Origin of the sequence: Carnobacterium sp. FSL E2-0243, from assembly GCF_038003605.1 — a bacterium.
Classification (GTDB): domain Bacteria; phylum Bacillota; class Bacilli; order Lactobacillales; family Carnobacteriaceae; genus Carnobacterium; species Carnobacterium maltaromaticum.
The window spans coordinates 2,792,212-2,804,288 of sequence record NZ_JBBOPM010000001.1 but is presented as its reverse complement, the minus strand read 5'-3'; the positions used below and the strand labels follow the sequence as shown (position 1 = coordinate 2,804,288).

Sequence of the window (12,077 nt, the reverse complement as noted above, 5' to 3'; positions counted from 1 at the left end):
TTTTAGATAGTAGGGTGCTGAAAAAATGTATTAAAGAAGGTGAAAAGAAATGAAATTTGAAGAAAAATGGCTAGACGTTGAAATTATAAATATTGAATTTCTCAGCTTCGAAAAAAAACGACACAATCGAGTTTTCATTATTCCTGTAGGCTTAACAAAGAAAGAAATTGTGACTTTTTTACAAAAAGAATTTTATTTAGTCGAAGAATACTTGCATATTGATTTTATTGAAGAAGGTTTTTACTATAAAGGTAACTATTTCTCAACAATAAACCAAGAAAAAAAGATGATATAGGAACATGAATGTTTTAGTTAGATGTTGGAAAAACAATGAGTCGGATTTAAGGCTAGAAGAAAATTGAGTTTTGCAGTATACTAGATATGAAAAGAGAGACATGCGCTAACATGTCCCTCAAATGCTGAGTTTAGATTTACTAGGCTCAATGATTCTAGTTTTGTATTGTAACTCTAACCACATCTTGCCTGAACAGCTTGAGATGTGATCTTTTTTTTACTCTTAATTATTGGTAGCGTGCTTTATTCAGCAGGAATATTCGTTAGCCAATTAATTCTATTTGTAACTACATTTGTTAGAAAAAGATAAATAAGAGCCAGTTCTTGTTAGTTTATTATAAGCTAATGAAGAAGGGCTTTTTTTGCTTGCCAAGATATATTTAAAAGTTCCTTAATTGAATATTAACTATGAATTGATAAACTACTGTTGAACAAAGTAAATGCAATTAAGAGAGGGAAGATGAAAATGAATTATAAAAGTTATGCTTTAGTAGGTGTATGTTTAGCAGTAGTTGGAGGCTATTTATTGAGCCAGAAACCAGTAGGAGCCCATGTGAAAACCGGTCAAAAAATCTCAAATAAAGCGATAGATTCAGACTTAAAGAAATTAGAAAAGGAATATGAAGCTACACTTGGAGTTTATGCAATTGATACAGAAACGAATAAAACCATTAATTATAATGGAGAACAACGTTTTGCATTTGCTTCTACGTACAAAGCCTTGGCAGGTGGGTTAGTACTAGATAAATTTAATTGGGATGAGCTGAATCAGACAATTATGATTAATCAAGAAGATTTAGTTGATTATTCCCCAATTACAGAAAAATATGTTGGGATAGGTATGCCCTTAAAAGATATTATTGGTGCGGCGATGGAATACAGTGATAACACAGCAGGAAATATTCTTTTTGATCAATTAGGCGGACCAGCAGGATTTCAAAAAGAGTTGGAAAAATTAGGTGACCATACAACAGAATCGGTTCGCTATGAACCAGAGTTAAATGAAGCAATACCAGGTGATTGTCGCGATACAAGCACTCCAAAAGCGATTGCGCTGGATTTAAAAAAATTGACTGCAGACAAGACTCTAGCTCCTGATAAATTAACTTTTTATAAAAAGCAGTTAGTTGAGAATAAAACAGGCGGAAATTTGATTCGAGCTGGGATTCCGACAGATATACTTGTTGGCGATAAATCAGGTGCCGCTTCATATGGGACGAGAAATGATATTGCTGTCTTATACCCACCAGACAGAAAACCGATAGTCTTAGTTATCTTTTCAAATAAAACCAACAAGGATGACGCTTATCAAGATGAATTAATTGCAAAATCTGCTAAACTAGTAGGTGATTATTTTAAATTATAGTCGTTAATATTTAGAAATAGTAGATATAGTGAATAAAAAAAAGTCAGCCATTTAGTTTAACTAAATGGCTGACTTTTTTTATGTTAACTATTTAACTCAGTTTGAATAAAATAATTCTTTAGAGCACCTAATAAATTAGCGTGATTTCCTAGTGTTGATTGACAAACAGTTGGACGAACAATCGGATATGGGACTTTTTTAAGATAGCTATCTAAGTAATAGTCAATTAATTCAAATAAGCGTCCTTGTTTACTAATACCTCCACCAATAGTAATCACTTCCGGATCTAGAATGGTTTGTAAATTCATAATTTGCTGTGTCAAAGACTGGCAGTAATCTTCTAGGAGCTTAACTGCTAAAGGTTCTTCATCGTCAACGGCTTTAAAGAAAATCTTTCCATCCATATCTTTCAGAGGAATATCTTTTTCTTCGGCATAGTTTTTTACCAGCATGGGTACACTGTTTCTGTAAGCAAAAAGATCTTTTAATTCGCCAAAATCTTGAGAGGTTTGAATGAAAGAAAATTCACCAGCAGATAAATGGGCTCCTTTTAATAACTGATCATTAACGATAATTCCGCCGCCAATACCTGTACCTAAAACTAAAGCAACTCCATTTGAATGTCCGGCTAAACGACCTTGCCAATACTCGCCCAATGCGGCACATTTTCCGTCATTTTCGATATGAATAGTTGTTTGACAAGCTTCGGTTAAGATATCCCGAATATTGCAATCACGAATAAAAGTTAAAGCTCCACCATGAACTGCATGACCTGTACTAGAGTCAATTAACCCCGGCATGCTTAGAGCAATACCAACAATTGGAAGAGAAGAGAATTCATTTTGAATGTTTTTTAGGCAAGTAATTAATGCTTCAAGGGTTTTCGGACTTTGTTTTTTCCCGGCTTGCGTAATGGTTCCTTTTTCATCCAATAACGCATATTTTACTGCAGTTCCGCCAATGTCGATTCCAATGTAATTTGTCAAATGAATAACCGCCTTTACGAGTAAATTTTTTTAAGCTAGAATAAAGTTAATGATACTACAAAGGAGTGATTTTTGCATGTTCGATTTATTTGATACAGAAACCTATACTGACCTAGATCAACTTTTAATTAAATATATCAATGGGAATTTAGAGCAAGTGGCTTTTATGCGTATTCGAGAATTGGCTGAAGCTGTACATGTATCGCCGGCAACCGTCATGCGCTTTTCCCAAAAAGCTGGATTTGCTAGTTTCCCAGAAATGAAAGTAGCAATTAAAAATTATGTGGAGCAACAAAAAAGCATTTTAAAGAATGAAGAAAGGCGCCGAGGAATTTTGCCATTGGATGTTTTTTCTAATGACTTAGAAGAACAAATTGATCTTATTACAGCAAAATTAATCGAAGCTCCCTTAATTTATTGCTTAGGTATGGGTTCATCTGGCGTTATGGCAGAGTATGCAGCGAAGCAATTTACCACAATTGGTTTGCGTAGTTTTCATGCAACGTCCCTTTATTTACCTTATTTAAAAGAAAGTCAGAAGCACAGTCCAAAGGATGTTACGTTACTTTTTTCTGTTTCCGGTGAAACGTTCGAGATACTTCATATTGCAAATCTTTTAAAAGAGGCAGAGGCATTCTCGGTAAGTATTACCAATCATATTGAGAATCATCTTGCCGGTCTAACGAGTATTAATTTGTCCTATGATACTTCTTATGATCGTTTACAGTATAATGTGGATATTTCTTCTCAATTGCCTGTTGTTTTTATAATTGAGACGTTAGTTAAAAAATTATATTTATTAATGCATTCTGGTAAAAAAGAAGAACTGAATCAGAAATAAAGTTTTTCTGATTCAGTCAATCAACGAATAAATTTAAGTTAGTTTGATTCTGCGAAAGCTTTCTCCTCATCGACTGCACGATTGTCAGCGATACGGAAAAATGGGAACCAAATAATTAAATTTAAGATAAAGACAACAGCGAAAATAATTAAATATTTCCAACCACCTTGTAATCCCATTAAAATTGGAGCAGGAGTGGTCCAAGGTAAGGAAATAAGTGGATTTAATTCGGTAAAGTTTAATAATTTTACTAAAATCCAAGCCGTACTTCCCATAATTAAAGGTGTGATAGCCATTGGAATAAAAAAGATAGGATTTAACATTAATGGAGCTCCAAAAACAAGAGGTTCATTTACATTAAAAATACTTGGTGGCCCAGCTAATTTTAAGAGTTGTTTATACCGTTCAGATTTTGCTGTAAACATAGCAACTACTAAGCCATACGTACTTCCTTGTCCACCAAAGCCATTTCCACATACTTGAGCGATTACTGTGGCTAATAAGAATGGTAATGGTTGACCTTCACGAAAAGCGTTCATATTGGCAACGCTATTAGCAAGCAACATAGGCATCACTACTCCATATACCATGTTGGGATGAATCCCAAAGAACCAAAGCATATTAGCTATAGTAAAGATGATAATAATAGTAATTGGGGATCCTGTTAATGCTTGTAAAGGAGCTTGAATCGAGCCAAAGACAAAAGCAAAAACACTGCCAAAAGGTGTAAAGCTAAATAACAAGCGAATAATAAAGAAGAAAATAAAAATCGCACCTGCTAAAAGAGAAGGACTTAGAGATTCCGCAACATTAGGTGGGACACTGTCCGGCATTTTAACGACTAGATTTTTTTTATTTAAAAAGACATACAAACGCGCAACGATATATCCAACAATAATAGCAACTAACAATCCTGTTCCGCCAGTGTATAAAGTTTGAAAAGCCTCAACATTTGTCGTGCCAGTAACAATTCCTTGTGAAGGGAATTTAGTGACTGCAGTTTCAAGAGTAGGAACTGCAACTTGTTGCGGCATTAAAATAAAGAAACTACCAACTGCTAGTAAACCAGCAGAAAGTGGATTGTAATTTTCTTTTTTAGCATAAACATAAGCAAAGTTAAATACGATAAAAATTGAAATAGCATTGAGAGTAGCACCGATAACTGAATCAAAATGAACCTTTAAGCCAGAACTTTCTACAAATGCAACCCAAGCAGGTATCGGGAAATTTCCGATAATCATTAAGACCGCTGCACCGAGAGTGACGGGTGTCGTCCGCATAAAAGCTTCAGATAGGGCACTAAAAAATTTGCTTTTATTCATCCAATTGGCAATAGGACCTAAAAATTTATTTAAAAAAATTTCTAATTTATCCATCATAATAAAACAACTCCTTATATAGTATATTTAGCCCGCAGTGTAGGCGCGACTAGAAAATAGAAAATTTCAGGAAAAGTGTCTATTTACATTTTTGTCATTTATCTTTTTCTTCAAGAGGCTTGCGAGATGAAATTAGCCTGAATCTATTCTGAAAGACTTGCTCCATTTGTTCGAATGACATCACGATACCAATTAAAACTATCTTTTTTATAGCGTTTTAACTCTTTTTCATTCGTTTCATCGCGATCTACATAGACAAAACCATAGCGTTTTTGATAACCATTTAACCAGCTTAATAAATCGGTAAAACTCCATGTACAATAGCCAAGGACTTCAACGCCATCTGTTATGGCTTCTTGGATAGCTAGACAATGGGTTTTTAAGTAATCAATCCGAGGTTGATCATGAACCTGACCATCTGCTTCTAGCGTATCAAAATCACCTAAGCCATTTTCAGTAATTAAAATAGGTAAATCATAGCGGCTTGAAATGCGACGTAAACTAATTCTTAAACCTGCTGGATCAATTGTCCAGTCCCAATTTGTTTTTTCTAAATAAGGATTTGATACAATTTTATACATGCCAGGCTGGCCTGCTTCTTTTGTTGTTCCTTTTTTACCAGAATAGTTTGCTTCACCAGTCATGGTCACACCATCTAATGGATTACTGGCAATGGTCATAGATTGGTAATAATTCACACCCATAAAATCAGGTTTTCCAGCTTTTAATAAGTCTTCATCACCTGCTTCAAAAACAGGAGCCAGTCCATTTTTTGCTAGATTTTTTAAAGCGACCTTAGGATAGCGACCATAGACGTAAACATCCATCCAAAAATTAGTGAATAAATCCAACATATTTTCGGTAGCGATTACATTTTTCGGCTGACAATCGACAGCATAAGCAGGGCTCATAGCAAAACTAGGACCGATTTTTCCAGGGTATTTTCCATCTCTAAAAGCTTTAATAACAGAAGCGTTAGCAAGATTAGCAATATGATTTGCTGCATACATACGTTTAGGATCTGTTACAGCGGGTGGATGAGAGGCCATTAAAAAGCCGTGCATCATAAAGACATTTTGTTCATTTAGTGAGACCCAATAGTTAACCCGATCAGAGTAGGCATCAAATAAAATTTTTGCATAGTTAGTAAAATCTTGAATAACTTGACGAGATTCCCAACCACCATAAGCATCCTCTAAAGCTTGTGGCAAATCCCAATGATAAAGAGTAACAATCGGTTCAATTCCGTACTTTAAAAGCTCGTTAATTAGGTCGCTATAAAAATCTAACCCTTTTTGATTGATTTCTCCTCGTCCACCAGGTAAAATTCGTGTCCAAGCAATTGAGAAGCGATAGGTTTTTAACCCCTGTTCAGCCATCAAAGCGATATCTTCTTTAAAGCGATGGTAGTGGTCAACGGCTACATCTCCATTACTGCCTTTAAATGTTTTATTTGGAATTCGAACAAATTCATCCCAAACAGATTTTCCTTTTCCATCGAGATTCCATGCTCCTTCGACTTGATAGGCGGCTGAAGCTGAACCCCATAAAAAGTCTTTCGGAAACGGGTCTAATTTTGTGTGTATCATAGTTAGGCTCCTTTAAATAGTAGTCAGATAGAATGTTCCTATCAGCAATTTAATCATAGTATTTCAAAATGAGTATGTAAACCTTTTCAAAAAAGTAGGTAGTTTTATCAGTAATGAAACACCACGTTTCATTAACAAAATTAAGTAGTAAAGAAAAAAGTTGAAAACGTTTGCTTTTTATATTTATTGTGATATAATTTACTTAAGGATTAGTAATCCCATAATAAATGCTAGATTAACGAAAGCCAAGTTAATCGTTCAAAAGCAATCAGAAAGAGGTTGGGATTTTGTATAATCCTTGTCAATTTAATAGAGACTAACAAGCATCCATTATACTATTCTAGTTGTAAGTAAGATAGAATCGTATTCTTATGAAAAATAGGAGCTTGTTAGTCTTTATTTGTATTTAGATTTTAAATTTACATAGAAATGAGCAGAAAAAATGAATTTAGTTGAAAAAGATTTTCGTCTATTTAATCGAGAAGTTGTCCTATTTGTTAAACTAAAGCAACAGTTTGATTATGATGAAATAGAATGGATTAAACAACAATATAAAGAACTTTGGCAAAAATGGAAAAGTTTGAATCTTAAAGCGTATGAAAAGAGTATCCGTTATATCCCTTATAATAAACCAAAAATTGAAAGTTGGACAAATGGTTGGCAAATTAGAAAGCATTATTGGGCTTCTTATCGTATGGAAGGTAGAGAATCTGAAGCAACTTGTATCGGCGTTTTACTGAATAGACAAAATTTCAGGATAACGATTATGTGGCAAAAATATAAAAAAAATCAATCAACTGTGTCTGCTAGTCAATACAATCGGAATTTAAAACAAATAGGTGAGTGGGCTGCTAAAATTAATCAAGATAATTATTTTATTTGGACAACCAAAAGTGATGAGTATGATTCTTATTATAGTTTATCAGATTACTTAACAAATTCTGAGATTCAAGCTACAATAAAAGCTGAGATTGATAAGGACGAAACGTTTCAAATTGGCTACATCCTCAAGCGACAGCCTGAAATTAAAAATGTTGAAGAAGTAGTGACTGAAAAATTAATTGAACTTGGAGAATTATATCAAATTTTCCAATAAGCACACCAAATTGCTAAAATAAAAACTAAATATATGATTTGAGGAGCTAAAAATATGAAGAAAATCAATTATGGCATTTTAAGCACAGCATCGATTGTGCCACGATTTGTTGCTGGTGTGAATGCAAGCCAACATGGTTTTGTTAAAGGCATTGCTTCGCGTTCCATAGAGAAAGCTGAATTGCTAGCCAAGGAGTTAGCTATTCCGAATGTATATGGAAGTTATGAAGCAATTTGCCAAGATCCAGAAATTGAGATTATTTATGTTGCTACATACAATAAGGCTCATTATTCAGCTGCTATGCTAGCTTTAAAAAATGGAAAACATGTCTTACTGGAAAAACCCTTTTGTTTAACTGTAAAAGAAGCTAAGGAATTATTTGCCTATGCAAAAGAGCATAATTTGTTTATTATGGAAGCTCAGAAGGCTGTCTTTTTACCTGCAACTCTTAAAGTAAAGGAGCTCATTGAGACTGGCATAATTGGTAAAATCCGATACGTAAATGCAAGTAGTAGTCATTTAGGTGTTGAACGAATTAAGTGGTTTGATTCTTTGGAATCAGGCGGTGGTGCATTGTTTGGGAGTGGAACGTATCCGTTAGAATATCTACAATTTGTCTTAGGAAATCAATTTTCAAGTTGGACGGGAACTTGCTTAGGAAAACCTAATCAATCTGATTCACAGTGTACATTATCTTTAAAGTTAGGTGAAGATACTCTTGCAACAATTTTTATTACAACCTTAGTCGATGCTCCTAGTGCCTTGACTATCTATGGTGAGAAGGGCTCGATTACTATTCCAAATTATTGGAAGGCAACAGAGTTAACAGTAACTATTAATGGGGAAGAATCAGAAATTTTTAAATTTCCAATGCTAAGCGAGTTTGCTTATGAGGTAGATCATGTAAATAACTGTTTAGAAAAAGGTTTCATTCAAAGCCCGTGGATGTCAGAATCTGTAACTGTTTCGACAATTACGATCATTGAGACAATGTATCAAGAGTGGCTCGGAAATGGATTATTAACAATAAAATAATAGGCGGTGAAGAGACTTATTTTTTGTTAAGTCTCTTTATTTATGTTTTCTGGGAAACTTCCCGTGTTTTGAGAAATAGTCCATATTAAGTAAGCGCTTCCCTTAAGTCTGATAAAGGATTGTATCAAGTTTTTTTAGATGGTATAACTATATTAGGCCTACTAAAACAAACCGGTTTAGTAAACTTTTTTATCATTTTAGTTCTTATGAGCCAGCTCCTCGGAAAAAAGATGAATTCCCCTCAAAGTAAAAAGATACTTTGTGTGTGTTTTCCTATTTTTTCTGTCGGAGTTACCCGTCTCAACAAACTTTTTATTACAAAGGAGATTGCATTTATGATGGAAAAAATTCAGCGCTTTGGTGGCGCGATGTTTACACCCGTATTACTTTTTTCTTTTTCAGGAATTATGCTGGCTTTAACTATCATCTTTAAAAATCCAATGCTCGTTGGCAGTATTGCGAATGAAGGCACTTTTTGGTACAACGCATGGTCTGTTGTTGAAAGTGGAGCTTGGACTGTTTTTAATCAAATGGAATTATTATTTGTAATTGGCTTGCCGATTGGTTTAGCTAAAAAGGCGAATGCTAGAGCAGCGATGGAAGCTGTTGTCACATATTTAACTTTCAATTACTTTGTTGGAAGTATATTAGAACATTTTGGGAAAACGTTTGGTGTTGATTATGCTGGTAGTGCTGATAGTGGCACTGGTCTTAAGATGATAGCAGGAATCAAAACATTAGATACAGGTATTGTTGGAGCTATCTTAATTTCAGCGATAGTCGTTTGGATTCATAATCGTTATTTTGATGTGAAATTACCAGAATTTTTAGGTATTTTTCAAGGATCTTCATTGGTTGTCATTATTGGATTCTTTATGATGTTACCAATCGCTATTTTAACAGCCTGGATTTGGCCTAAAATTCAATTAGGTATTGGATCTATGCAAGGATTCTTAGCAGCCTCAGGTGTTTTTGGTGTTTGGCTCTATACTTTCTTAGAACGAATTCTGATACCAACAGGTCTGCATCATTTCATCTATACACCATTTATTTTTGGTCCAGCGGTTGTTGAAGGTGGGATTACCAGATACTGGATGGATCATCTAAATGAATTTTCTAGATCAACTGAACCTTTAAAGAAACTTTTTCCAGAAGGTGGATTTGCTCTTCATGGAAATTCAAAAATATTTGCAGCACCAGGGATTGCGGCAGCCTTTTATGCCACTGCTAAACCTGAAAAACGTAAAAAAGTGCTGGCTATCTTGATCCCTGTTACACTAACAGCTGTCTTAGCCGGAATTACTGAACCTTTAGAATTTACATTCTTATTTATTGCGCCAGTACTATTTGTTGTTCATGCATTATTGGCAGCAACAATGGCAGCAACCATGTATGCTTTTGGTGTCGTTGGTGATATGGGTGGTGGATTTATTGACTTATTGGCGAAAAATTGGATTCCATTAGGAGCAAATCATTGGCAAACTTATGCGATTCAATTAGTCATTGGTTTAGCTTTTACAGCAATCTATTTCTTAGTTTTCCGCTTTTTAATTTTAAAATTCAATTTTGCAACACCGGGACGAGAAGCAGATACGGCGGATGTTAAATTATATAGCAAGAAAGAATACAAAGAAAAAATGGCAGGTGCTGGTGGCCCAGTAATAGAGGGGGCAAATCAATATACAGAAGCGGCAGCAATCTATTTGGAAGGACTTGGCGGTTCGGATAATATTGCTAATATGAACAACTGTGCTACTCGTTTGCGTATTGGAGTACATGATGAAACACTTGTTCAACCGGATGAAGTCTTTAGAGAAGGCGGTGCCCACGGTGTCGTACGCAATGGTAATGCTTTTCAAATAATCGTAGGTTTATCTGTTCCACAAGTTCGTGAACAATTTGAAAATTTACTAAAATTCAATCAAAATCTTGAAGGAGATGGACAATAATGAAAAAACATTCAATCGTAGTCGCAGGAGGCGGTAGTACCTTTACCCCAGGAATTGTCTTAATGCTATTAGCAAATTTGGAAAAGTTACCGATTCGTCAAATTAAGTTTTTTGATAATGATCCAGCAAGACAAAAACAAATAGCAGATGCCTGTGCGGTCATTATTAAGGAACAAGCACCGGATATCAAATTTGTAGCAACTAGTGACCCAGAAACAGCCTTTACAGATGTTGATTTTGTGATGGCTCACATTCGAGTTGGAAAATATGCGATGCGCGAAAAAGACGAAAAAATTCCTTTGAAATATGGTGTTGTTGGTCAGGAAACTTGTGGACCTGGTGGAATTGCTTATGGCATGCGTTCAATTGGTGGTGTGCTAGAATTAGTTGATTTTATGGAAAAATATTCTCCAGATGCTTGGATGCTAAATTATTCAAATCCGGCAGCCATTGTAGCCGAGGCAACTAGAAAACTTCGTCCAACTGCAAAAATATTAAATATTTGTGATATGCCTATCGGGATTGAAGAACGTATGGCTCATAGCATCGGTTTGAAATCTCGCAAAGAAATGGTTGTGCGTTACTACGGATTGAACCATTTTGGTTGGTGGACCGACATTAGAGACCTAAAAGGTAATGACTTAATGCCACAAATTAAAGCACATGTTGCCGAACATGGTTATGCCTTAAAAGAAGAAGTTGAAGCCTCTCAGCATACGGATGCTAGCTGGATGCACACGTTTAGTAAGGCTAAAGACATTTATGCTCTTGATCCAGAAACATTACCTAATACGTATTTAAAATACTATTTATACGCTAGTGATGAAGTAGCTCATGCTAATCCTGAATACACGCGTGCCAATGAAGTGATGGCTGGACGAGAAAAGCATGTTTTTAGCGAATGTAACCGAATTGCAGAATTAGGTTCAACTGAAGGCTCGACTTTAGAAATAGATGAACATGCTTCTTATATTGTCGATTTAGCGCGTGCTATTGCTTATAATACCCATGAACGGATGCTATTGATTGTCGAAAATAATGGCGCAATTGTAAACTTTGAAGAAACCGCTATGGTAGAAGTACCATGTATCGTTGGAACAAATGGTCCAGAACCACTTGTCCAAGGCAAAATTCCACGCTTCCAAAAAGGTCTGATGGAACAACAAGTTGCAGTTGAAAAATTAGTTGTTGAAGCGTGGGCAGAAAAATCTTACCAAAAATTATGGCAAGCAATAACAATGTCTAAAATTGTCCCAAATGCAACTGTTGCAAAACAAATTTTGGATGAATTGGTTGAAGTCAATCAAGAATTTTGGCCAGAATTAAGTTAAATTAAATTTCTAGCAATCAGGAAGATACTGTGATGGTATATTCCTGATTTCGCTATAATTAAATAAAGCAATGATGGAGATATTCAGCGATTATAGAAAAACAACCTTTCTTTTTTTTAGAGTCTTAACTTAATGGTATACTGAGTATAAAGACTTGTAGTCGTATTAATGATGTTCTTGGATGAGCAAATTACTCAGTAAAAAGATGGGT

General features: G+C 35.0%; 10 protein-coding genes. 7 read left to right on the top strand and 3 right to left on the bottom strand.

All coding sequences use genetic code 11. The features are described from left to right. The first annotated feature begins 49 nt into the window (after window positions 1-49). Complete coding sequence (locus MHI00_RS13360; protein WP_341114232.1) at window positions 50-295, top strand: hypothetical protein; 246 nt, start codon at window positions 50-52, stop codon at window positions 293-295. 465 nt (window positions 296-760) lie between these two features. Next, window positions 761-1,660: a class A beta-lactamase gene (gene bla / locus MHI00_RS13355; protein ID WP_229252000.1), complete on the top strand. Its 900-nt coding sequence runs from the start codon at window positions 761-763 to the stop codon at window positions 1,658-1,660. An 83-nt stretch (window positions 1,661-1,743) separates the two neighbouring features. Here bla and MHI00_RS13350 read toward each other — a convergent pair whose 3' ends face one another. After that, on the bottom strand, window positions 1,744-2,646 hold the full coding sequence (locus MHI00_RS13350; protein WP_010053205.1) for an ROK family protein: 903 nt from the start codon (window positions 2,644-2,646) through the stop codon (window positions 1,744-1,746). A gap of 76 nt (window positions 2,647-2,722) precedes the next feature. On the opposite strand from MHI00_RS13350, the gene MHI00_RS13345 reads away from it, so the two are divergent. Next, window positions 2,723-3,487 (top strand): MurR/RpiR family transcriptional regulator, encoded by a 765-nt coding sequence (locus tag MHI00_RS13345; RefSeq protein WP_010053207.1) that lies wholly within the window; start codon window positions 2,723-2,725, stop codon window positions 3,485-3,487. A gap of 38 nt (window positions 3,488-3,525) precedes the next feature. Here the strand turns inward: MHI00_RS13345 and MHI00_RS13340 are convergent, their stop codons facing one another. Further along, window positions 3,526-4,866: a PTS sugar transporter subunit IIC gene (locus MHI00_RS13340; protein ID WP_016356331.1), complete on the bottom strand. Its 1,341-nt coding sequence runs from the start codon at window positions 4,864-4,866 to the stop codon at window positions 3,526-3,528. 143 nt (window positions 4,867-5,009) lie between these two features. Continuing rightward, window positions 5,010-6,455, bottom strand: a complete 1,446-nt coding sequence (locus MHI00_RS13335; protein ID WP_341114226.1) for a glycoside hydrolase family 1 protein — start codon at window positions 6,453-6,455, stop codon at window positions 5,010-5,012. Between the two features lie 442 nt (window positions 6,456-6,897). Here MHI00_RS13335 and MHI00_RS13330 point away from each other — a divergent pair, with 442 nt between their 5' ends. The 4 genes from MHI00_RS13330 (at window position 6,898) to MHI00_RS13315 (ending at window position 11,866) form a co-directional block, all read left to right on the top strand. Next, window positions 6,898-7,551: an HI_0552 family protein gene (locus tag MHI00_RS13330; RefSeq protein ID WP_201735082.1), complete on the top strand. Its 654-nt coding sequence runs from the start codon at window positions 6,898-6,900 to the stop codon at window positions 7,549-7,551. 54 nt (window positions 7,552-7,605) lie between these two features. Continuing rightward, a complete protein-coding gene (locus tag MHI00_RS13325; protein WP_341114223.1) occupies window positions 7,606-8,586 on the top strand; it encodes a Gfo/Idh/MocA family protein in 981 nt (326 codons plus the stop codon). 335 nt (window positions 8,587-8,921) lie between these two features. Next, window positions 8,922-10,535 (top strand): alpha-glucoside-specific PTS transporter subunit IIBC, encoded by a 1,614-nt coding sequence (locus tag MHI00_RS13320; RefSeq protein ID WP_341114219.1) that lies wholly within the window; start codon window positions 8,922-8,924, stop codon window positions 10,533-10,535. Next, complete coding sequence (locus tag MHI00_RS13315) at window positions 10,535-11,866, top strand: 6-phospho-alpha-glucosidase (RefSeq protein ID WP_010053218.1); 1,332 nt, start codon at window positions 10,535-10,537, stop codon at window positions 11,864-11,866. The genes MHI00_RS13320 and MHI00_RS13315 overlap by 1 nt, the downstream gene beginning before the upstream one ends. The last annotated feature ends 211 nt before the right edge of the window (window positions 11,867-12,077 follow it).